This window comes from Microcoleus sp. B4-C2 (assembly GCF_036705265.1).
In the GTDB taxonomy this organism is placed as follows: Bacteria; Cyanobacteriota; Cyanobacteriia; order Cyanobacteriales; family Microcoleaceae; genus Microcoleus.
On sequence record NZ_JAUBUB010000010.1, the window covers coordinates 6,779 to 28,239 of the forward strand.

Sequence of the window (21,461 nt, forward strand, 5' to 3'; positions counted from 1 at the left end):
CGCCAGCCACCGGATTTATCCGTAGCGAATATTAAATCTAAAATCTAAAATCTAAAATCTAAAATCGGATGACTGAAACTGACCCTTAAAAGCAATTTTGCCACCAGCCCCCGTCTGAGCAGCCCTGCAGCCAGCAAAAAGCAAAAAGCTCCCCCTCCTCATCGCCAGCCACCGGATTTATCCGTAGCGAATATTAAATCTAAAATCTAAAATCTAAAATCTAAAATCGGATGACTGAAGCCACAACCCCAACTGCCACCCCCACAGATATTCTCAATGCTCGCCTCCCCGGCTGCAAGGATTTGCAGATGCTTGCTGTTGACGAAACGGGAATTATTCAAGAAGTTTTGCCGATGGACGCCGTATTTAAACGGATTTGTCCTCCCCATTTGCAAGTCGTTGATGTAGCAGGCGATTGGATTTCTCTGGGCGGTGTTGACTTGCAGATTAACGGGGCGCTCGGTTTTGCTTTTCCCGATTTAGAAATCGAGCATATTGAAATTTTGCCGAAAATTTGTCAATTTTTGTGGAATCAGGGAGTCGATGCTTTTTTGCCGACATTGGTGACAACTTCGGTGGATAAGTTTAGGCGATCGCTCTCGACTATAGCTGATTATATCCGCACTGTACAAACTACTGTTGCCACAACCAATAAAGCCAAAACAGCGGAAATTATCGGCGTTCACCTCGAAGGCCCTTTTCTCAACCCCCAGAAGCGAGGAGCTCACCCAGTTGAGTTTTTGTTACCGCTAACTATAGAAAATGTCAAGCAAGTTTTAGGAGATTGTGCCGATATTGTCAAAATAATTACTTTAGCACCGGAGTTAGACAGCACTGGCGAAGTCATTTCCTATTTGCAAAGTTTGGGAATTTCCGTCAGTCTTGGACACTCCCAAGCGACGGCAGAGCAAGCACAGCAAGCATTTGATCGGGGAGCTTCAATGGTAACTCACGCTTTTAATGCGATGCCTAGTTTGCACCACAGAGAACCGGGTTTGTTGGGAGCGGCGATTGTTTATCCGGGGGTAAAATGCGGTTTAATTGCTGACGGGAAGCACGTTTCTCCGACAATGATTGATTTTTTGCTGCGCGCTGGTAGGTATGAAAAAGGCGTTTTTTTGGTGAGCGATGCTTTAGCTCCTTTGGGTTTGCCAGATGGTGTTTATCCTTGGGATTCCCGACAAATTGAAGTCAGAAAAGGTACAGCTTGGGTAAGATTAGATTACCACTCAGTCCTCGAATCTGCTACTTTGGCGGGTACAACTCTGCCGCTGTTGGCGGGAGTGCAGAATTTAGTGGAGTGGGGAATTTGCGATGCCGAAAGTGCGATCGCCCTGGCAACTGAATCTCCCAGAATGGCGATCGGAATTTCGGGAATTATTGGCAAATATGCAACTCAATTGTTGCGCTGGAATTTAAATGCGACGACAAAGGAATTGACTTGGCATCGACTCTTTTAACCTGTTATACCATTTTAGATTAAAGAATTGAAAAAGGGGGAATCGGCGAACTGGTATTACCAGATACATTTGAGATTTTAGATGTGCCGTTTGCATCTAAAATCTCAAATCGCCCATCTAAAATCGGTTGTTGCAAGTTGCACATTTTCTGAACCGGATTGCTATATAATATCTAACCGTTGGCAATAAATCAGCAGCAGGCAGATCGATGAATTTGGTAGACGACAAGACTATAGTTAGACAGTATTTTAACTCGACGGGATTCGATCGCTGGCAGCGAATTTACGGCGAGGGCCAAGTCAATAAAGTTCAGCTAGACATCCGCACCGGGCATCAGCAAACGGTGGATACAGTCATCAAATGGCTGCAAGCTGACGGCAATTTGCCCGGGCTTTGTGTCTGCGATGCCGGCTGCGGTGTAGGCTCTCTGAGCATTCCCCTGGCTGAAGCTGGGGCAATTGTTTGTGCTAGCGATATTTCTGAAAAGATGGTAGCAGAAGCTTACGATCGATCGACAGCAGTTCCCGGCAAGCTCTACAACATCTCCTTCGCCGCCCAAGATTTGGAAGCTTTAACCGGCAAATTTCACACGGTGATATGTTTGGACGTGCTCATCCACTATCCTCAAAATAAGGCTGCGGAAATGATCGCACACCTAAGTTCGATCGCCGAATCGCGACTAATTCTTAGTTTTGCACCCAAAACTTTAGCACTCACCGCCCTCAAAAAAATTGGTGAACTTTTCCCAGGCCCCAGCAAAACTACCCGGGCTTACCAGCACCGCGAAGCTGATATTATCAAAATCCTAGAAAACAATGGTTTTGTGATTAACAGAACAGCGATGACTAGCACTAGCTTTTACTATTCTCGCTTGCTAGAAGCTGTGCGGAAATAGGTTAAAAATATTTGCAAAAAAGCTAATTTCTCATCAGCCTAGGGTGCGCCTAGCGCACCTTCCCTTACCAAAGTTACGCAAGTGAACCTCCATACTCTGCGATTGCTTCGCGGCGGCTCGCAATGACAAGTAAGGCACGCACCGCGCACCTTCTATCTCAACAATTAGATGTTTTTCCCTCTTCCTTCTTCCCTCTTCCTTCTTCCTTCTTCCTTCTATCCTTTACATCCGTTACATCCGTTACAGAATCCGTTGCCGAACTTCCCTCTTCCTTCTTCCTTCTTCCTTCTATCCTTTACATCCCGTACATTGCTCGTTGCCGAACTTCCTTCTTCCCAATTCAATAAATATTATGTCAACGCTAATTTTAATTCGCATTTTTATAGCAGCGGCAGCCGTATTCGGAGGTTTATCCGTTGCAGGCGGTGCTTTCGCCTCCCACGCTTTGAAAAATCAATTGAGCGATCGAGCTTTAACCATTTTTGAGACCGGCGCCCGATATCAAATGTACCATGCCCTGGCTCTATTACTCGTCGCTTTACTCTTGAGCCGCGCCCAAGAGTCTCAAACCTTTTTTGCAGTGGCTGGATGGGCTTTTATTGCCGGCACTATCATCTTTTCAGGCAGTTTGTACGCCCTGAGTTTGAGCGACATCAAAGGGCTGGGTGCAATTACGCCGCTGGGGGGAGTTGCTTTTATTGTGGGTTGGGGATGTTTGGCAGTCGCAGCTTTTAGTTTTAAATAGGCAACTGGTAAATTTTGAAGCAATTACCAATTAGCAATTACCTAATTATCAAACACATCCCTGGAAAACAGCTCTGTCAAAGTACGCAAGTAAGGTACAAATACCGTTAAATCTTCAGCAGGAAGCCGCTCGCATATTTCCCAAAACAAAATCAGCAGCATATCCTGCACTAACTCCCAACTTACATGAAGTTTCGGGTACAACATCACGCAAATTGGAAACAATTCTTGCTGTACCGGGTGAATGCTACCTTCCAAAACGCACCAGCACAAATAGCTTTGAAAAATCTCGACATCTCGGATACCAGAAATTTTTACCTCGCGATCGCTCAAATACCCGCTGCTGCTGCGGTATCCTTGATGCTGGGCACTAGCTCGATCGTACACTGCACTAGCAATCTGAGTCGTGTGCTGCAACAAATGCTGAACGGCTAATAGAGCTCTTGAATTCGGGGGCTGATTCGCCGCCGCCTCGTTAATCTCTCCGTAGGGAATGTGCAGATAGTCGTCTACAACTTTTAAGTAGGGCGCAAATTCCGCTCTCTCTGATTCCGAAAGACATCCTAACAAGATTTTGCTAGTGTATTGAAACTCCATTGTCACAAATCCCAGCACTAACGGATCTGTCTTTGAGTATTTTCGCCTCACTTTGATAATATCTTTTCCCACCAGCACTGACAAGCGGAAAACAGGTTCTCTATCCGCATAAGCGTCTATTGCTTTCCGATATAAGGTGCGAGAATCGGCGGCAATTTCTAAAGAATTAATTAAACTTGGATCGATCGCGTGTCGCTCTATTTGTGTCTCTAAAAGAGCTTCTACTCTACTCCAAGCTATCTCGCTGGCTAATTTCAGGGTATCTGTCAATTTGTCAACTATGGGGGCTCTATTGCCCTCAAAATTAGTTAAATCTAGGCTTGGGAGAATTTGGCGTGGCGCTTGGTTCTCTCTTGTCGCCACTGTACTGTAATATTTTTTTGCCCAGCTAACTGCGAAGGAAGAAACGCTGACACATTTAGCTTTTGGGAGTTGGTCAATGTCCAGTTCGGTAATACATTGGGACGCCTGACTTGCGCCCTGTTGAAATTGGTCGGCTGCTGGTAAAGATTTTGAAGATATTTGTGAAATACCCGTCATGATAAACCTCGTTTTTTTATTAAGTCGCACCCGATCGATTCCCCTAATTTTTAACGTTGTTAACTACAATTTTCTGCATTTGTACGCTGACCGTCATCAGCCATTACGCTTAAAGCTATAAGCCATTTGGCTCGACTGCCTGCATCTTTTATAAGTTGCACGTTAATAACGTTATTTATTGTGTGATCGATCACCATCACCCTGTGATCGCGATCCTAAGTGATTTTTTTGACCTATAAAGAGGGCTGCAAATAAATTTAATTTGTCTTAAAATCGGATAATTAAAGTCAAGTCTACCTCAAAAAAACTGCTGCTTGAAATACTTGATGTTGGTTTTGGAGCGCTTTGGTCGATCGCCCTAATCTATTAAATAAGCTAAGCTACAGCACGCTCTAAGGGTGACTTTGGTTAATTTATTTCTATAGCTGAATTAGAAATGTATTGTGAGCCTGACGATTGTTATGAAACCCTGACAATTTTAACAATCGGCTTTTCTAAATAAAAAATTAAATTTGAGATGAGAATCAGATTTATGTGCATTTAGTTAATGCCATTGCCAGGGCAGTTTTTTGTGATCCGTTGTTTAGGAATGAGAATTAAATAACTTAGAATGCGTGATGGTTCTTGTGGGATGGGCTCTTATAGCCCGTCCAGAAAGGGCGGGCTAAGAGTGCCCAACGCACTTTCAAGAGTGTAAATTATTTAATTCGCGATCCTTAGCTTCCCCGTGAAGCGAAGCTATCCCGTAGGGAATCGCCCGCAATTGATCGTCGTCCATTCGATCGACCACCTACCCTTCAAAAGCGGAATTAGCGAATGACTCGCCCGGTAGCCCGCGCATTTTGCCAAATCCGGCGGGTTCGAGTCCTCTGTCGGAGGCCCAAGCCTGTCCCGACAACGAGAGGATTAGGTTGATGCGGGCCCCACGGGCGATCGATCCTCACAAACAGCACGGCCGGTATGTCTTTAAGGCTATGGCTTCGGGTAGGATTAGTAGGACGAGAGGAAGTGGAAAAAATGAGCGCTAGCAGCAATTCAACAGAAATTAAGTTCGGAACCGATGGGTGGCGAGGACTGATTGCCCATGACTTTACTTTTGCCAACGTGCGAAAAGTCACCCGGGCGATCGCCAGTTACCTAGAAACCGCTTACACCAAAGACCGCCCAGTTCTAGTCTCCTACGATACCCGCTTTCTGGCAGACGAGTTCGCCCGCACTTCGGCGGAAGTATTGGCAGATTTGGGATGGACAGTGAAAGTGGTCGATCGAGATTGCCCCACACCAGTCATCGCCTACAGCGCCAAGCATCTCAACTCCGCAGGAGCCCTGATGTTCACGGCTTCGCACAATCCCGCACCTTACTGCGGCATCAAATACATCCCCGACTACGCGGGCCCGGCAACCCCGGAAATTACCGATACAATTGTGGCAAATATTGCTGGTGCTTCTGATGCCCCAGCCAAAGGCAGCCACAACGATAAAATCTCCAGTTTTGACCCGAAACCCGAATATCTGAAGTTTCTTTATACTTTGATCGATGTGGAGCGGATTCGCTCTGCTAAGTTGAAGGTGAAGTACGACGCTCTCTACTCGACTTCTCGCGGCTATCTCGACGGCGTTTTGGAACACTGCGGCTGCGATGTCGAAAGTTTTCACACCTACCGCGATGTGCTGTTTGGCGGCGGAATGCCCGAGCCCAAGGGGGAACAGTTAGTTGAGTTGGTGGAAGCTGTTAAGAAGGATGCGGCGGATTTGGGTTTAGCTACCGATGGTGACAGCGATCGCTTTGGTATTGTTGACGAGTTGGGAAATGTCTTGACTCCAAACACCGTCCTGTTGCTGCTGGCGCGTCACTTGGTTAAGAATAAAGGCTTGACTGGGGCGATCGTCCGTACAGTCGCAACTACCCACTTGCTGGACAATTTGGCCGCCAAGTATGGTTTAACAATCTACGAAACCGCAGTCGGTTTTAAATACATCGGCGAAAAAATGCGGGAAACTGCGGTGCTCATCGGTGGCGAAGAATCTGGCGGTTTGAGCGTTTTGGGTCACATTCCCGAAAAAGACGGGATTTTGGCTGATATGCTAGTTGCTGAGGCGATCGCCTATGAAGGCAAACCGCTTTCTCAGCTAGTCGAAGAAGCCATTAAAGAAGCCAACGGCCCCCTGTACAACAAACGTTTGGACTTGCACCTAGAAGAAGCCCACAAAGCAGCCGTTTTGGAATCTTTTACCAAGAATCCCCCCACAGAAGTAGCAGGTATCCGCGTTAAGGAAATCGGCCGCAAAGACGGGATTAAACTTTATCTCGAAGACGGTGGCTGGGTACTGCTGCGGCCTTCGGGAACCGAACCCTTGATGCGCGTTTACATGGAAACCAATTCTGTGGAAAAAGAAAGCCAAGTTGCCCAACACATGGAAAAGGTAATTGCCCAGTTAGAACCTGTTTAACTTTCTACCTATTCCAACGGGGGTTTTTCCCCTAGCGCTTGGGATTGTGAGGTGCGCCGAAGCGCACCTTACGTATTTTTGATAACTGCTTGCTGGGCCAGTTATATATTTGCAATACACTGGGATTTGTTAAAGTTGGGGATTTGTAAATTTATCTATTTATTTTTAATTTTTAATTAATTTAAAAAATTCCTAAATTTTTTCCGAATCTACTTGACTTTTATCCAGATATAATTGTATATTATTAAATAATGGGGTGTTTGCAAAAATAAAATTTTCACACATATTCCGATTATAAAACAATTATACAAGTTAAATTACTAGCCTGTCAACCGGTTTATGAAAACAATTCCTCTGCTCGCCATTAGTTTTTTAGTAGCAATTTTAGTCAGCGCGATCGGCATTATTTCAGTGCAAAATGCCGCCCCAGTATCCTTAAACTTTATCTTTTTTCAATCGATACAAATGCCCGTAGGAGTAGTATTGGCAATGAGCCTGAGTGCAGGACTGATCGGAGGTGCGCTACTGCAACCGCTGTGGAACCTTTCAGATTCCCAAAACTCGCGTCCTAAATTTCCGGCCACTCCAGAAGAATCTGACACCGTACAATATTAAATATATTTGATCCCTTACAGGGAATATACCTGACCGTCAATCAGCAACCGAGTAATTCCCTTAGCTCGCAAATAAGGCGCTGCTTTTTGCAGCATACTGCTGTCAGGAATCTTGAAAACCCTTTGATTGCGAGTAGCAAATCGGCGGGCCACTCGGTGATTGTCAAACACTGCCAGGGTTTTCTCGCGAATTTCCGCCGCCGGAATTTGACCCAGTTCGCCAAAAGCTTTTAGAGGCCTGGTGATTAACTCTGCCGCCCGATCGACCACCAAATAACAAATTTTGGGCAGAGATGCTTCGCTTAAAGGCAAAACTTCAATCAGCCCTGTACCCCTAAGCTCGTTAGCGAAGCCCTCGAAGAGGATCGACTCCCCTGACGATATTGAACCCAGCAGGCTGCCTTCAAATAGAGAGTCTTCATCCTCTAAATCTTCGTCGAAGTCGTCATCTAAATCGTCTTCATCTTCATCCTCATCCTCATCCTCGTCATCTTCCTCGAAATCGCTAAAGTCTTCACCTGCCAGCAGAAGGGCTGCTGGCAGCATTGCCTTTAGTTCACCAGTCACAACAGCGCGGTGGCTTCGATCGGCAAAATTGGCTGCTGGGACATCTGGCACATCAGAAACATCCAATTCTGCAACTGGTTCAGGGACTGATTCAGAACGCTTTCTGATCGTCGGTCTCGAATTTGAGGCTGACTGCTGGAGGGGGGCTGACTCCGACAGGGGAACAGCTACAGGCTCGATTTCGCCATCTGCCGACGACTCAGTAGTCGCCTCTGTCGGTTCAGAAACACTTGTGCGATCGGACAAACGCTTTTGTTTTTGCTGCACTAGAAATTCATATTCCGGCTCCGACAAAGCCCCCTGAATGATGCGCCTCACAGTCGAACTGCTCACTCCGTAGCGCTTTGCCAGAGTGATAGTATTCTCGTTGGACTGTCGGTACAGCCTGATGAGTTCGCGTTTGTCTGAATCGGAGAGTTTTGTAGGCGTCATGCCAAGTTTTCCAGCAAAAAGACGTGAAAAGACGCAGGCGAGCAGTCAGCGAACTGTGATTTTTCCTTTTCGATTTCAAGCTCAGAGATGCTGACAATGGCAAAAAAGCTTTCGCGTCCCCATCGCTTGCCAAAGCAACCCCAATCTCAAATCGCTAGGCTGCGCGACGACTGCGCCTGCTCTGGCGAGAACGGGTTGAGATGTCATGTTCCAAGATAGCTCCAATTCCGAACAGGATGGCGCTGAAAACAAAAAAGACTTCCAGCAAACTTCCGCTTTGATAACTACCCTCAGCCTGAGTATCCCGCCATTTAAAGTACATATCTGCGATGTAAAGCGAAAAAGTTGCAGCCGCAATCATTCTCCAAGATTGAGAAAAACGTCCTCCCCAAAACGCCAGCAGCAATGCAGTAGCAATAATCAGCAGAAAAACGTCTCCAACGATGTAAAACAAATTGATTGCATAGGCGTAAGGCGACAGTTGCTTGTCAAGTGCTATTACCCATGCGGGAGTTTTACTTTGTTCTGCTGCTTCTTCTTCTTCTTCTTCTTCTTCTTCGGGTGCGGATTTAGCAGCAGTCGCGGCTGTTCCTTTTACCATTGAGTTGGACGAATTTTCTAAACCAGCCCCTTTTGCTCCTGGCGCTGGCGCAGAGCCTGTCACTACTTCCTGGGTGGCTGCTGGAGACATTCCTAGCTGTAGCCTCCAAGACTCAGGTGCAGCAACCCAGATAGCTACAGCAATCCCGAAGGCTGCAATTCCCGCTAACAAAGCCCACTGCCAAATTTCTAGATTCAGCCGTTTGGAAGTCACAGCGATCACCATGCCCCCAATCAGTACCACATAGCTGCCCAGATAAAAGGCATCTGCGGGGGACACGTCCGGGTCGGCCTCGAAATACAGTTCCCAAATTCCAAATAGCACACCGCCGATAAAATAGAACAGCATCCCCAGACCAATGCCCAGCCAGACGTTGCGCCCGCTGACCATGTGCGGGCTTTGCCAGTTTCTAAAACAAACTAATGCAGCTCCCAGGTATGCCCCGCATTCAAAAATATAAGTGCCGATCGAGTACCACAGAGGTAAACCCTCTTCTGCTGAGAGGGGGACGCTGAACAGCAAAAAGAACAGCAGCGCCATGACAGCCCAGACAATGCCCACAATCACTAGGGTCTGAGCTGACAGTAAAGATGAAGATGTAGATGACTTTTCTGAAGTGCTACTCATAGGGATTCCACGAGACCTAACTAGCGGTTGAACGCACCCCATCTCAATCTTTGATTGGAGATGAGGATTCTTTCGCCAAAAACCTTAAAAAACCTCGATCAGACGCTTCCGGGATAACTGGCGTCCTCAGTGTGTCGTCGGGGCTTTTGCCCTCGTACACTATAGAAAGACTAAGCAAGAATAATATCTATTTACTAATTCAATAAATTAGTTGTTAGTCGATCTTGTACCCGGAAATATAATGATAGACATACGGTAGATGTCTCCACCCTTAAGGTTTTTACAGTACCAAATCTATCTCTGAAATTATACCCTCAAAGGTTGAGGTATCTGTTTTTTTGCTTTCCCATTCCCCTACTCATATCAATGATTCTAGGTGGGGAATGCGATCGAAACTTAGTTAAATTGCCAGACCATAGGTGGCATCCAAACCGAATCAACAATTTGGTTGGTCAATACAAGTTGGCCATCCAACCTGTATATCGCGTACCCCCTACAGTGCAATTATCTAAGATCCATTATCTCGACCCAATTGTCTGAGCAATTGTCACAGATTTTCTATCCTGCGATCCACAACTTGTTGAGGGCTGATTGTTTCAGCCAATCTAGAAACTGAGTCCGATCCGGTGCTGGCATATCTTGCAGCACATCGCTCACTCCCTCCGCGAAGTCCGTATTGCCAAAATATGATTTGCCCAAGCGGTGGAGTTCTTGCAATAAGGTCTTGAGATGCTGCTCTTGCCAAGGAGGCACCTTGTGATTTTGCAAGGGACTAACGGTTAGCCAGTTTTTTATCGCATCAGGGGAGTCTGCCTGGGGGAAGTTTCCCTGCTGAAATACCTTGGCGATATCTTTCTGAAACGATGTGGCTTGCCTTGCGCCTAAGAGGTCTTCTACATCGAAGTAAACCGCTTGGAGGAGCAGCAGACAAGCCTGCGCGAACAGTGGTGCTTTGGCTGCTTCATTCCCTGCCGGTTCTTCACCGGCAAGCTGATCTAAACGGACTTTTCCCCAGACGCTATATCTATCCGGCTCTTCTAGCAGAACACAGGCTTTGCCTCGGTTGTCGGTTAAGTCCCGCCACAAGGCTCTGGCGTCTTCTGCTTGCTTGCCGTTGAAGGCGCTGATTAGGCGAAAAGTCTGCCCCTGATAATTGAGAATGGGAATTTGTTGATCCCGTTTTGGGTGTTGAAAATTGGTTATTTCAACATCCTGCCGTTTCAGAATAAACATGACACTGCGATTTGACTCCTGTCATGGCCGAGGTGCTGTGCTTTTGACACTCCCGATGCCTAAAGGCGAAGGGATTCTTGATTCAGCGAGTCCACTTAAATTAGCAGGATTGCTCCCGATCACCCAGAGATGGTGCTCTCCTCAAGCGTTCCGATACTTTTTTGCTAACAAATGGTAACAAATATCTAAGCTGAGATTGTCTCTCAGCCTTGGCGTATAAATCAATGCACGAAGGAAAATCCCCCGCGCACAATTTAGGACTGCTGTACTGGCAACGCTTGATTTTCGCGCTCGTGCCGAGCAGGCGATTGACTGTTTTGCTTTGATGCCGTAGAGGAAGCTTATATAGAGGCTCCGTACCATCAGGGATTTTCACCTGAGTCTTTCAATCCTAGTTCTACCACATTTTTATCAAATATCAAGTCGAGCAGAATGTTAGCCAACATAACTCAATATCAGCAAATTAGTCATTCTGGCTCAGCTCATAGCTGGTAAAAGTATAGTCATCTATTACATGACATGGGAGGCCTTCGGTCCCTCCCCCTTCACTTTTACTTTGAGCGGATTGACCCGCCTCGGCTGAGCTACGCAGCTCCCTATCCCATTGCTCAATGCTTTTGGGAGTGCTTTTGCCACGATCGTGTCATACCCATTCACGGAGCGCATTAATTAACAAACCATCTGCGGTTTTGTACAAACCTCTGTGGATGTGTTTGCCAATCGGCTAGCTGCATGAGTGATAGGTGTGGCTCGTAAATAAAGGCCGCGGTGAAAGCGGTTGCTTGGGCAGTCCAAATCCTTCTGCTCAGTCAACATATACTACTCCTGACTATCTTTGACGAGAAACTTAATGAAGTTTTACAATACCTCCAATCAGGGGACGAGTTCTGGTTTTTCGGTAATGCGGTCAGCGTTTTAGGCTTTGCCACTAGGCGAGGTTAACATAACCCATAGACATCTGGGAAAAAGCACCTGTGACTCTTTGGCTGTCTGAGTTCCGTCTTAATTTGGGGAGAGATATTCGATCGACCAAATATTGGGGTTTCAACTCGACCTCTAAATACTTTACCCGAGTTTACGTCCTACCTAGTTTTGATTGTAAATTGACAATTATGCGGTTTGCAGGTGAGTCCCTCCAGCTTTTGTCAGATACAGTCTTGAAGGCAAAGGCACTCTCATCATCTTGGTTTTTTTCCCGAACCATCGCGCTGCAAGCTATATTTTTCTAGATAAAAGCGGTTTCTGCGTAAGTCATCAAATAATTTACTTGCTCGATCGCACACTGCACCGATACAATAATCTTGTTAGCGCTTTTTGAGTTGGGTGCGTAACTCAGTTGGATAGAGTAGCTGCCTTCTAAGCAGCGAGTCGCAGGTTCAAGTCCTGCCGTACCCGTTACACAAATTAAATGATATCAAGGGTTTCAGCACTTTTCTAGCGCCAAGGAAAGAGCGGCTGATATCTTATTTGCTTCGGATTTGTTTTGGATTCGGGCTCCGAAACAAATCCTTAAAAAAGCCCCGCCTGCCAAACCCTAACCAATCTGCCCGTTTCTGCTCTCATTCTGAGTATAGGTTTGCCACAGCCGATGTGGTATCATAAAAAGTCTATTGTGTCAATAGCCTATATCTTGCGATGTTCAAACAGCACCAGCAGCAGGTTGTGGGCCGAGTAGCCCTCAGAGGTTATCCTTAGTAATCAGGCTAGTTTCCGACAGGTTTGGATATGTTCCCAACAACTCTATTTCATGTTCCCCAAAATTTAATGCTATTACTCGACCGCAGCGCGATCGACCGATTAAAGCCCCTATTGGCGCAAGCAACCGGAATGCCTATAGTTGCATCGGAAAATACGGCAACAATTGCGCTCGTATTGGTTGCTATGGGAATTCTGGGTTGGGGATTTTATCGCGCCAGACCTTTTGGCAAACTGGGAATTTTGGCTTGGTTGCAGTCTGTTGCGCTGATGAGTCCCTGGCTGCTGTTCTTTGGTTTGTTCGCCGCCGGAATTTACCTCAATCTAGTTGCGGTATTGTTGCTGCTGGTGGCATCCACGGGATTATACATTTATCTGGGCCGGCAATTGCGTAAGGCTGCATCTGATACAGTGCTGCCGCGGCCGGATGCTGCTGAGGTAAAGTCCCAAAGCGATGCTTTCTCAGCCCCTGAGTCGCAGCGACCACCAGGCCCAGAAACGATTAAGATCGTCACCTCGTCGCCTGCGAATAATGAATCAGAAATAATTCCCGTTCCGGTGGAAGACCTCAAGGCAATTAAAGGTATCTTTGGAATTGATACTTTCTTTGCCACAGAAACGATTCCCTATCAAGATGGGGTAATTCTCAAAGGCAATCTCCGAGGAGACCCAGAACAAGTACACTCACGTTTGACGGCAAGTTTGGAAGAAAGATTAAACGATCGCTACCGTCTATTTTTAGTAGAAAATCAGGACGACAAGCCCGTAGTTATTATCTTGCCCAGCACCAACGACCCGCAGCCCACAACCGTGTCTCAAAAAATCCTAGCAGTCGTGCTCCTGCTGGCAACAATTGCTACTAGCTTAGAGACAGGCGGTTTGCTGCTAGGTTTCGATTTCTTTAACTCGCCGGCTAGATATCTAGAAGTTCTGCCAATTGCAGCCGGAATTTGGGCGGTTTTAGGCTCTGGGGAAATTGCTCGCCGAGTGCTGGCAAATCGGTACAAGGTTGGCTTGAGTTGGCCGTTTTTTATACCAACTTTGCAGATAGGTTGTTTTGGCGCGATCGACCGTTTTGAGTCGCTGCTGCCCAACCGTAAAGTTTTGTTTGACATCGCTTTTGCCGGGTCAGCGGCTGGGGGAATAGTTTCTCTGCTAATGCTGGTAACGGGTTTGCTGCTGTCTCACCCCGGCAGTTTGTTTCAAATTCCCGCAGAATTTTTCAAGGGCTCGGTTTTGGTGGGAACTTTGGCAAAAGTGGTTTTGGGTTCGGCGTTGCAGCAGCAGATTGTTGACGTTCACCCGCTGGTAGTTATCGGTTGGTTGGGCTTGGTAATAACGGCGATTAATTTGATGCCGGCGGGACAGTTGGACGGGGGTAGAATCGTGCAAGCCATCTACGGTCGGAAAATAGCCAGTCGCACTACTTTGGCGACTTTTGTGGTGCTGGCTATCGTTTCTTTAGTTAATCCTTTGGCTCTGTATTGGGCGATCGTGATTCTGATTTTACAGCGAAATTTGGAGCGGCCTAGCCTCAACGAGCTGACTGAGCCTGACGACGCTCGCGCGGCTTTGGGTTTGCTAGCTTTGTTCTTGATGATTGCTGCGCTGTTGCCGTTGACTCCGGCTTTGGCTGGCCGTCTGGGAATTGGCAACTAGGAGTAGTCGGGCATCTTTGGTAATAGGCTCTTGGGTTGCGGTAAATTAGTGGAATATAGGAATTGAGCGATCGAACTCGGAACTGAAGGGCGATCGGGTTCCTAACTACTAATTTCCCATTAATACCCGCGCCCAGGGCAATTTATCTACTACCAAAAGTTGATTTTTTTATAACCCAAAATTTGTTTAAACTTGATCGATTAAGTTTAAATAACTTATCTGAGCCTATAGGATAAAGTCATGGCTAATCAACTTCCTCCTGTATTGGTAACTTTTGATGCAGATGTTTTAATGACTGGCCGAACCCAAGTTTGGCAAGAATATGCGAAGGTGGGAACTTGCTATATCCCAGAAGTAGTGTACGACGAAATAGATCGTCTGACAGGGCAAGCGGTGGAAAAAGCTCAAGAGCAAGTAGCTAGAGAGTTTATGCGCTTTTTTGCCGACAGCGGTTGGATTGCAACTGACGCTCAGGAAACACACCGCGCTCTCGAACCTTCGATCAAAAATCAAAGCAAGCCAGCAATGCTGGTGGTGGCGACGGCTCAGTGCGTTTACGGTTTGGCTCAAGAACACCCGGACGCATTGGTGATTTTTGTGTCCAACAGCCAGCCTCTGCTGAAGCGGCTGGCTTCTGTAGGCGCTACGAATCTCTGCGGGATTACCGGGGCGATGCTGTTAAATTGGGCGAGGAAAGGGGAACGCCCGCCGGCGGCGACTCAGCAATTGCAAAGTTTGATGCGTACCCTCGCCGAACGCAAATCGACTCAGCGCCCTAACAGCAGAATTCAGGATGCTGCTGTGGGCCAAACGGGGGCTTCTGCTAGCAAGTTAACGGGGACGCGCGGCGCTTCTGAATTGAAGTCGTCTACCAGTTTTACTAAAACTAATAAAACGGGTTTGACTGAGAAGCGCAGTGCGAGTTCCCGGCCCAAAACGCCACGGCGCAATCGCGAGGAGTCGATAGATTACGAGCCGGCTGTATATCGCATGAAACATATTACACCTCCGAAAAAAAGGGACAGCGGTTTTCTGTCTAGTGTGTTCAATTTTTTGGGAGCCTTATTTTTCTTGACGGTAGCGGTGGGTATTTTGTGGCGAGTGTTCGATGTTAGGGGTTTTAGAAAGACTTTTGTGCCGGCTCTACCGCAGCCTGTGCAACAATTTGTTAAGTCGATCGACCCTAAATAATGTAGTTTGCTGAAAATTCTACCTTCTGATGTGGCTGATTTGCACCTTGGGAAACTGGGATAGCACGCTTGGTTAACAAATCGGTTCTCTCCCCTAAATATAGCGGTAAGCTGCTCGTGGCGCACCCTACGGTTAGAATTTCTGGCCTTAGTCCGCTGGGAATTTTCAACGGCTACTATCACAACACAAGATGAACGCTCCACTTTAGTGTTCTAAAAATTCCTCGCCATGCTGAACGGGAACCAAATAATTAGTGGATTAGCACTGGCTTTTGCGGGTTTTGCGTATGCTTTAGTATTTTTTGTTCTTCTTCCCTTCAGACAATACGATTATGCAGCACCACTTGGGGCAATAGCAATGGCGATCGCCCTTACTCTAGCCATGAATTGGCTACTATCTGCATCGTTGCTAACTGGCTGGAGTTGGGTGGCGGCATTATTTGGTTTTCAGGTAGTCCTGATGTTTTTTGGTAGCGTGTTTTTGGAAGATGGGCTGTACCTGCCAAATTTGTTGTTTTTGGGAACTATGTGCGTAGGATATGGGAGCGTTTATACCAGTTTTTCACAACAAAAAACACTGGTAATTGTGGGCTTATTGACGGTATTTTTCCTAGCTTTAATGTACTTATCTTTGATTGGTGGCTATGCGATCAAAGGCAAAAATCCGTTTCAGGGTTCTTCTACCCAGATGCTGCCGCTGTTGAATCAAAGGGTAGAAATTATCACCGACAATCCCAAACAATTTTATTTGAATGGTAAAACTGGCGAGCTCACGCATATTGACCGTTATGAGGTGACAGTGAAACTAGATTCTGGAGGAGACGAAAGATTGATGTGGCCCTATGTCAATGTTTGGTGGCAGGATATCAAGGCTGCTAGGGAATGAGAATTAAATAACTTCCACAAGTTTGTGGGATGGGCGTCGGGCCCGTCCTTTTTGGACGGGCGGGACGCCCATCCCACTTTCAAGAGTGGAAGTTATTTAATTCTCATTCCTTAAATTTATGATAAGTCTCTCTACCTAAAACAACACACACCAATCAACTTGGTTTCTCAACCCAATAAAACGGGCCAATTTAATAATTTTAATTTGCCAACTGCAAATCTTCGCGATCGTCGGTATATAACAAATGGTGACCTCTTTGAGCGTGCAGTAAAGATTGAGGAAATTCGTACTGAGATAAGAGGATATCTTCCAGCGCAACTTTCATTTGATTGGCACAGATATGTGGCGGCATTTTGCCCATTCCCGTACCCATGCCGGGAATAGCGATAGTTTCAATTATATGTTTGACAGGCGTTCCATCTGGGACAGAGCCAAATTTTACGAGAGTCAAAATAGCGCGGGTTGCTAGATAAACATTTACTGTTTCTCTTAAAACTGTGGGAACGCGCATAATTGGGGCAGCTATTAAATAGGGAATTTCTGCATGATCTGTGTCTACAAGTTCTGCCATGCCTACTAAGAGCTCGCCGTGATGTCGCGCCTGAATTAGTTTTTGCAAGCGTTCAAGAACCTGCCCTCCAAAATATTCCGAAATTTCTAACTCTAAGCCGTCGTCCATGAAACCAAAACTATTCCCCGGACTAACAATAGCATCGCATTTCACATCAAATATTGAACCGTGATGTATCTTTACATTTTCCATACTGCCGCAAGTGCTTTCCCAGGCTCTAACTAAACTATCGTCTAAGGCAGCCAGCACAATTTGCATAAATACTCTCTCTTAATTTTAATGGCGAACAGCCAGAGCGAGCGCCAATTTAATCCTACAATACTTTACATAAGTCCGCTAAATTTTAAATTCATCTCAATTTCAACTACCAAATGTTCAATAGCTACGACATTTTTTGCTCGCACACACCCTTAACCTAATACAGAGAGAGCTTTTAACGGGGTTGCCACCCTCTCAGGTTTAGGTGTGATGAGCTGTACTGCATCGTGTTTTCTGGCCCAGGGGCTAAAGTCTGCAAGCTGTTTCCCGATCTTGTTTTCAGTTTACTCTTTCTCGGTTGAACTCACGTTTAATAAATACTGCTTATGGCACTACGATATCGGTGTTCTCAAAAGAAAGGTTGAGGATTGAAACAGCGTTTGGTGCGTTTATGCTCGTACATCAGTTTATCAGCCTTTGCCAGCAATTGTTCTAATAAAACTTCATTATTTAAATCCCCAAACTGCACACCAAGACTTATTGATATATAAGCTCGCTCTGACTGTTGATTAAAGCGATCTATATTGTCTTGCAGCCGAGCATGAAAATTAGTAGATGAATCACCAGAAAAGTTAGGAATAAATAAAGCAAATTCATCTCCTCCCAGTCGAGCAACAATATCCGCCTCACGAAAGGTTTGTTTCAATATTTGAGCTGCGTCCACGATTACTCGGTCTCCCATTTCGTGTCCTAAAGTGTCGTTAATTTTTTTCAAACCATCTAAGTCAGCGAACAAAATAAAATAAGATGTTTGCGTGCGCCTCGCAATTTTTAGTTGTTGATCTGCTAGTAAAAAAAAGCCCCGTCGGTTATATAATCCCGTTAATTCATCGGTCACGGATAGCTGTCTTACTTCTGCTTCTGCCCTCAGACGTTCTTGGATTTCATGTTCTAAACGTTGATTTTGTTCTAGCAGTTGTTGGCGTTGCTGTTGGATGAGTAATTGATTTTTTACTCGCATCAGCACTTCCTGTTCTTGAAAGGGTTTGGTAATATAGTCTACGCCACCGAGTTCAAAGGCTCGTACCTTGTTTTCTAGTCGTTCGAGGGCACTGATAAAAATAACCGGTATCTGAGCACTCGCTTCCGATGCTTTTAACTTTTGGCAGACTTCGTACCCATTCATCTCCGGCATATTGATGTCAAGTAAAATTAGACTCGGTGGGTCGCGATGAACACCTTGGAGTGCCATTCTGCCGTTGAGGGCTTTACGGACAATATAGCCCTGTGACTCTAGAATTTTGGCTAACAAGCGTAGATTGTCTGGGGTATCATCCACGATGAGAATATGCGTTTGGGCTACAAGTTTGAATAAAGCTGTCATGTTCTTATTCCTAAATCTGGGTGAGAGTTGCGATCGCTTCAAGCTGAAAGTTATCTACCAGAGATGTCATCGCCGCGATGAAATCTTGTTTCTCCTTGGGAATTTGAGCGATAAGTTCATAAAGCTTATTATCACTAAGATCGAGTGCTGCTTCATGAACTTCTGCAATCCACTTGGGGGGCATGGTTTTCAAGTATGGAGTCAATATCTTTGGTGGCGAAGCTGATGAGTTTGGCGGAATTTTTTCGGCGTAGCAGTAGCGGACGCCCAAGTGATGAGCTATCTTGTCGAAAAGTGTGTCTTCAGTAAACGGCTTGGCAATGTAGTCATCGCAACCGACTTGCAGGCTGGCGATACGATCGTCCTCAAAAGCATAGGCAGTGAGGGCAATTATGCGTGTAATTTGTCTTCTGTCCTGTGACATTTGCCCTGAGTTATCTGCTGATGACTCATGACTCATGACTAATGACTGTTGCGATCGAATCTGTCTCGTCGCTTCATAACCATCCATGACAGGCATTTGAATGTCCATCAAAATCAAGTCAGGGTGCCATGTTTGCCAACGATCGATCGCCTCTACCCCATTTTCCACCGCACACACATCAAACCCAACTGACTCCAGCAGCGTCACCAGCAGTTGCCGATTTTCTAGAACATCTTCTACTACTAGAATTCGGTAGATAGGTTGCCCAGGTTCGATCCCGATAATCCGATCGCTAATTTCAGGTTCATCTAAATCAACCGACTCTGGTAGTTCCAAAACGACTTGGCAGGTAAAAGTCGAGCCTCGATTCAGGGTGCTTCGCACGGTGATATCCCCTCCCATCAGACGCGCAAACTCACGACTGATAGACAGTCCTAAACCTGTTCCTCGATCGTGGCAACCGCGATTGGTTTGCATGAAAGCGTCAAAAATTGATTCTAAATCTGAGGGAGAAATGCCAGGCCCGGTATCCTCAACTTCGAGACACAAAGTAATAGTTGGTTTAATATCGGGTGGATTAGTGGCGCGATCGCAATTTGTACCGGATGGCATATCATCTAATGAAAAAGCTCGTCCACGTAGGGCTATGCTTCCTGTTGTTGTAAATTTGAGCGCGTTCCCCAGCAGATTAATCAAGATTTGGCGAAGTTTTGCTTGATCGCCACACACATAACGGGGGACAGTAGCATCCCACTCGCTGCTCAGATGTAACCCTTTCTCAGGCGCTTTGATGGTGAACATCTCGTTAATAGAACCTAGCAGTCGATGCAGATTAAAACAGCTTTTACTCAGTACCAATTGCCCTGCTTCAATCCTAGACATTTGCAAAACATCGTCGATCAATGTCAGCAAGTGTTCTCCACTACGGGTAATGATCCCTAAATGCTCTTGAAATTCTTCTGGGATATAGGGGCTGCGGTTCATAAGCTGGGTAAATCCCAGAATCGCGTTGAGTGGCGTTCTGAGCTCGTGGCTCATGTTGGCAAGGAACTGGCTTTTGGCACGGTTGGCTATAGCGGCCCTTTCAGCAGCGTGTTCTAGGGCTGCTTGCGAAAATTCTAACACCGCCAGCATGAGGATATGTCTCATTTCGGCAGCAGCTTCTAACTCTGCAATCTGCCACGGATAAGACATCTGGCGCACTGTCTCTTGCCACCGTTCAAAGGATCTGCGGGGACACAGGTGCATTTTTCCAATTTCGTCGATCGACACAGCATCCTGTGGATTACCTGCCCAGTTTATCGTTTGAATTTGTTCGGGTCGGAACCAAAGGATATGATATGACTTTTGTTTGGCATAGCATAGGAAGATTGAGATTGCTAAAACACCGCTAGCTCGCTCTTTGAATTGCTTGGCTTGGGGATACAACTGAGACAAAGAAGCTGTTGCAAACACTCGTTCTTTGTTCTGTTGCAGCAACCACTGCACGAGTTCGTCTACCTCAGCTTCAGATGGTGTTTCACCCACCAATGTCAGACGACCATCGAGCAGAATTGCAGCTCCCTGAGCATGAACTAAATCTAGCAATTGAGAAGCATTTTCGGTCAATACCTGTTCGATAAAATTAGAATCCCGCCGGAATGCCTGCTGAAGTTTATCCTGAATAGTTTTCGCCTGCGATCGGTAAACGTTCAATTCTCGCTCTTGCTGATGCACCAGTTCGATCGAGGCAAATTGTCCTAAAAATTCACAGCTTTTGCGAGTTTCGTAATCTACCAATCGCGGGCTGTAATGGTGACAGGCAATTAATCCCCAGAGACGCCGATCGTCAATTAACGAAATCGTTAGTGTCCCAGCCACTCCCATATTCTGCAAATATTCAATGTGGTAGGGAGATACTCCCCTTAACACACAAGCACTGAGATCCTGGGGTGTATTGGTTAGGGGATGGTTGGTGGGAATTAGGCGGGCCGGGGTGTAATTGATATTGGGAATTTGGCGCACCCAATTGCTGTAAAACAATTTGCGGGCGGGTACGGGAATATCGATCGCCGGGTAATGCAATCCCAAGTAGCTTTCTAGATAGCTTTCTTTCTCTTCAGCAATCACCACCCCATGCTCATCGGCTTCAAACCGATAAATCATCACGCGATCGAACCCTGTCATGGCTTTTACTTCTCTAGCAATGGTTTGAGCTAAATCAGAAAGACCGAGCGCAGTGCGAAAGTTGAGGATAACTGTTTGCAGACGCTGATAAAAATCCATTGCATGATTATTTTCAATAGTCAATTGGGGTTCTATTTCCAGAATCAACTCATTCGGTAGCTGATGCAGTGTGCTTCTAAATGTTTGAATTTTTCCGTCTTTTAGAGGTATTTTTAGATTAAAAGTATTATGAATTTTGACCTTTTCTTGATTGAGATACCTGACCATTTCTTGTACTTGCTCGTGACCAAATAACCATGGCAATGGCTGACCTAGCAATTCTGGGACAGCAATGCCAAAAAACACTTCTACATTGTCACTTACTTGTAAAATATTGAGAGTTTTTTCTTGCAGCAATAAAAGGATTCCGTGGGGCTGAATATGACCGGGAGCATATACTGATTGTTCACTGCATTCCTCTAAATTTGTTAAATCTAAAGGAGTGATTTCCGAAATTTTTGGTACTTTATGAGGCATTTTAGAGCAGT

15 protein-coding genes and 1 tRNA gene are annotated in these 21,461 nt (G+C 46.0%); 9 read left to right on the forward strand and 7 right to left on the reverse strand.

The annotated features are described in order from the left end of the window. Positions 1-230 precede the first annotated feature (230 nt). The 3 genes from nagA to QUB20_RS05845 all read left to right on the forward strand — a co-directional run bounded on the left by nagA (position 231) and on the right by QUB20_RS05845 (position 3,100). Complete coding sequence (nagA, locus tag QUB20_RS05835) at positions 231-1,460, forward strand: N-acetylglucosamine-6-phosphate deacetylase (RefSeq protein ID WP_333249863.1); 1,230 nt, start codon at positions 231-233, stop codon at positions 1,458-1,460. A 208-nt stretch (positions 1,461-1,668) separates the two neighbouring features. Next, positions 1,669-2,355 carry a magnesium protoporphyrin IX methyltransferase gene (bchM, locus tag QUB20_RS05840; protein WP_333249861.1) on the forward strand — a complete coding sequence of 229 codons (687 nt, stop codon included), beginning with the start codon at positions 1,669-1,671 and terminating at the stop codon, positions 2,353-2,355. Between the two features lie 352 nt (positions 2,356-2,707). Beyond that, the gene (locus tag QUB20_RS05845) at positions 2,708-3,100 is read left to right on the forward strand and encodes a DUF423 domain-containing protein (RefSeq protein WP_333249859.1); all 393 of its coding nucleotides are present in this window, start codon (positions 2,708-2,710) and stop codon (positions 3,098-3,100) included. 41 nt (positions 3,101-3,141) lie between these two features. On the opposite strand, the gene QUB20_RS05850 is transcribed toward QUB20_RS05845, so the two are convergent. Continuing rightward, positions 3,142-4,236: a hypothetical protein gene (locus QUB20_RS05850; protein ID WP_333249857.1), complete on the reverse strand. Its 1,095-nt coding sequence runs from the start codon at positions 4,234-4,236 to the stop codon at positions 3,142-3,144. Positions 4,237-5,253: 1,017 nt separating this feature from the next. Here QUB20_RS05850 and QUB20_RS05855 point away from each other — a divergent pair. Together QUB20_RS05855 and QUB20_RS05860 are read left to right on the forward strand one after the other, a co-directional pair. Continuing rightward, positions 5,254-6,687 carry a phosphoglucomutase/phosphomannomutase family protein gene (locus QUB20_RS05855; RefSeq protein WP_333249867.1) on the forward strand — a complete coding sequence of 478 codons (1,434 nt, stop codon included), beginning with the start codon at positions 5,254-5,256 and terminating at the stop codon, positions 6,685-6,687. 339 nt (positions 6,688-7,026) lie between these two features. After that, on the forward strand, positions 7,027-7,302 hold the full coding sequence (locus QUB20_RS05860; protein ID WP_333055858.1) for a LapA family protein: 276 nt from the start codon (positions 7,027-7,029) through the stop codon (positions 7,300-7,302). Between the two features lie 14 nt (positions 7,303-7,316). On the opposite strand, the gene QUB20_RS05865 is transcribed toward QUB20_RS05860, so the two are convergent. The 3 genes from QUB20_RS05865 to QUB20_RS05875 form a co-directional block, all read right to left on the reverse strand. Then, positions 7,317-8,300 (reverse strand): hypothetical protein, encoded by a 984-nt coding sequence (locus QUB20_RS05865; protein ID WP_333249854.1) that lies wholly within the window; start codon positions 8,298-8,300, stop codon positions 7,317-7,319. 154 nt (positions 8,301-8,454) lie between these two features. Further along, the gene (locus QUB20_RS05870; RefSeq protein WP_333249852.1) at positions 8,455-9,528 is read right to left on the reverse strand and encodes a hypothetical protein; all 1,074 of its coding nucleotides are present in this window, start codon (positions 9,526-9,528) and stop codon (positions 8,455-8,457) included. A gap of 558 nt (positions 9,529-10,086) precedes the next feature. After that, complete coding sequence (locus tag QUB20_RS05875) at positions 10,087-10,761, reverse strand: Npun_F0813 family protein (protein WP_333055855.1); 675 nt, start codon at positions 10,759-10,761, stop codon at positions 10,087-10,089. A 1,321-nt stretch (positions 10,762-12,082) separates the two neighbouring features. On the opposite strand from QUB20_RS05875, the gene QUB20_RS05880 reads away from it, so the two are divergent. From QUB20_RS05880 to QUB20_RS05895, 4 genes are all read left to right on the forward strand, one after another. Then, positions 12,083-12,156, forward strand: a tRNA-Arg gene (locus QUB20_RS05880). A gap of 330 nt (positions 12,157-12,486) precedes the next feature. Continuing rightward, positions 12,487-14,115, forward strand: coding sequence for a site-2 protease family protein (locus QUB20_RS05885; RefSeq protein WP_333249849.1), 1,629 nt, complete (start codon positions 12,487-12,489; stop codon positions 14,113-14,115). Positions 14,116-14,355: 240 nt separating this feature from the next. After that, complete coding sequence (locus tag QUB20_RS05890) at positions 14,356-15,306, forward strand: PIN domain-containing protein (RefSeq protein WP_333249847.1); 951 nt, start codon at positions 14,356-14,358, stop codon at positions 15,304-15,306. A gap of 228 nt (positions 15,307-15,534) precedes the next feature. Continuing rightward, positions 15,535-16,191 (forward strand): hypothetical protein, encoded by a 657-nt coding sequence (locus QUB20_RS05895; protein WP_333238638.1) that lies wholly within the window; start codon positions 15,535-15,537, stop codon positions 16,189-16,191. A gap of 199 nt (positions 16,192-16,390) precedes the next feature. Here QUB20_RS05895 and QUB20_RS05900 read toward each other — a convergent pair whose 3' ends face one another. The 3 genes from QUB20_RS05900 to QUB20_RS05910 all read right to left on the reverse strand — a co-directional run bounded on the left by QUB20_RS05900 (position 16,391) and on the right by QUB20_RS05910 (position 21,450). After that, complete coding sequence (locus QUB20_RS05900; protein WP_333246686.1) at positions 16,391-17,020, reverse strand: macro domain-containing protein; 630 nt, start codon at positions 17,018-17,020, stop codon at positions 16,391-16,393. 349 nt (positions 17,021-17,369) lie between these two features. Further along, entirely contained in the window at positions 17,370-18,344 is a 975-nt protein-coding gene (locus QUB20_RS05905; protein WP_333246683.1) for a diguanylate cyclase, read from the reverse strand. A gap of 10 nt (positions 18,345-18,354) precedes the next feature. Next, positions 18,355-21,450, reverse strand: a complete 3,096-nt coding sequence (locus QUB20_RS05910) for a response regulator (RefSeq protein ID WP_333246681.1) — start codon at positions 21,448-21,450, stop codon at positions 18,355-18,357. Between the last annotated feature and the right edge of the window lie 11 nt (positions 21,451-21,461).

Excerpts from the sequence above, each read along its gene's own strand:
- nagA (WP_333249863.1), top strand. The coding sequence starts at position 231 with ATGACTGAAGCCACAACCCCAACTGCCACCCCCACAGATATTCTCAAT.
- bchM (WP_333249861.1), top strand. The coding sequence starts at position 1,669 with ATGAATTTGGTAGACGACAAGACTATAGTTAGACAGTATTTTAACTCG.
- QUB20_RS05845 (WP_333249859.1), top strand. The coding sequence starts at position 2,708 with ATGTCAACGCTAATTTTAATTCGCATTTTTATAGCAGCGGCAGCCGTA.
- QUB20_RS05850 (WP_333249857.1), bottom strand. The coding sequence starts at position 4,236 with ATGACGGGTATTTCACAAATATCTTCAAAATCTTTACCAGCAGCCGAC.
- QUB20_RS05855 (WP_333249867.1), top strand. The coding sequence starts at position 5,254 with ATGAGCGCTAGCAGCAATTCAACAGAAATTAAGTTCGGAACCGATGGG.
- QUB20_RS05860 (WP_333055858.1), top strand. The coding sequence starts at position 7,027 with ATGAAAACAATTCCTCTGCTCGCCATTAGTTTTTTAGTAGCAATTTTA.
- QUB20_RS05865 (WP_333249854.1), bottom strand. The coding sequence starts at position 8,300 with ATGACGCCTACAAAACTCTCCGATTCAGACAAACGCGAACTCATCAGG.
- QUB20_RS05870 (WP_333249852.1), bottom strand. The coding sequence starts at position 9,528 with ATGAGTAGCACTTCAGAAAAGTCATCTACATCTTCATCTTTACTGTCA.
- QUB20_RS05875 (WP_333055855.1), bottom strand. The coding sequence starts at position 10,761 with ATGTTTATTCTGAAACGGCAGGATGTTGAAATAACCAATTTTCAACAC.
- QUB20_RS05885 (WP_333249849.1), top strand. The coding sequence starts at position 12,487 with ATGTTCCCAACAACTCTATTTCATGTTCCCCAAAATTTAATGCTATTA.
- QUB20_RS05890 (WP_333249847.1), top strand. The coding sequence starts at position 14,356 with ATGGCTAATCAACTTCCTCCTGTATTGGTAACTTTTGATGCAGATGTT.
- QUB20_RS05895 (WP_333238638.1), top strand. The coding sequence starts at position 15,535 with ATGCTGAACGGGAACCAAATAATTAGTGGATTAGCACTGGCTTTTGCG.
- QUB20_RS05900 (WP_333246686.1), bottom strand. The coding sequence starts at position 17,020 with ATGCAAATTGTGCTGGCTGCCTTAGACGATAGTTTAGTTAGAGCCTGG.
- QUB20_RS05905 (WP_333246683.1), bottom strand. The coding sequence starts at position 18,344 with ATGACAGCTTTATTCAAACTTGTAGCCCAAACGCATATTCTCATCGTG.
- QUB20_RS05910 (WP_333246681.1), bottom strand. The coding sequence starts at position 21,450 with ATGCCTCATAAAGTACCAAAAATTTCGGAAATCACTCCTTTAGATTTA.